This window comes from Mycobacterium sp. E342, assembly GCF_001667665.1.
Classification (GTDB): domain Bacteria; phylum Actinomycetota; class Actinomycetes; order Mycobacteriales; family Mycobacteriaceae; genus Mycobacterium.
The window spans coordinates 1-738 of the sequence record NZ_LZJM01000204.1 but is presented as its reverse complement, the minus strand read 5'-3'; the positions used below and the strand labels follow the sequence as shown (position 1 = coordinate 738).

General features: G+C 69.9%; 2 protein-coding genes. One reads left to right on the top strand and one right to left on the bottom strand.

The features are described from left to right. A partial coding sequence (locus A5692_RS15175; protein ID WP_156766094.1) for a TetR/AcrR family transcriptional regulator occupies positions 1-140 on the bottom strand: 140 nt, incomplete at its 3' end. Between the two features lie 143 nt (positions 141-283). Here A5692_RS15175 and A5692_RS15170 point away from each other — a divergent pair. Beyond that, positions 284-738 (top strand): TetR/AcrR family transcriptional regulator (locus A5692_RS15170; RefSeq protein ID WP_068057265.1); only part of this gene is annotated, 455 nt, incomplete at its 3' end.

Here is a 738-nt window from a genome sequence, read left to right as displayed (position 1 = left end):
GTCCGGGCGATCTCGCGAATCGTGGTGCGCGAATAGCCATTCTCGGCCACGCATCGCATCGCGGCGGTGATGATGCGGGCCCGGGTCTGCTCACCGTCGGCACCCACCGGGCGGCCCAATCGCGGCGGCGTGGCGCTCATGCGGCGGGAAGCACGTGGCAGCTCCGTCCATCACGCACTACGCACCTCCGCGGCGAAGCCGGAACTAATCGATCACTCGATTATATTCGACTGTGTCGGGCACCGAGAGCCGGCGGACGGGACGCGCGAGTGAGGACAGCACGGTGACGCGGGCGCAACGGGGACGTCCGGTCGGTGCCAGCGGCGAGGAGACGCGGCAGCGGATCGTCGTTGTCACCATGCGATGCGTGGCCGAGAATGGCTATTCGCGCACCACGATTCGCGAGATCGCCCGGGCGGCGAACATCACCAGCGGAAGCCTGTACCACTACTTCCCGAACAAGTCCGAATTGCTGGACGCGGCCGTCGAGGACATCGAGCGCATCGCGGTGCCGCGGCTGCGAGCCGCCGCCGCGGGTTCCGGCGGCGTGGTCGAGCGCATCGCGGCGGTGCTGGACGAGGCGAGCCGGCTGATGCGCGAGCATCCGCATCTGGCCGCATTCGATCGCGCGGTCCGCGCGGAAAGCGACGAGCACCCGGGCCGCGGCCGACCGGAGTACCCCGGGCTGAAAGCGTTGCGCGACACCGTCGCCGAGATCATCGGGGACGCCCGGGCCCG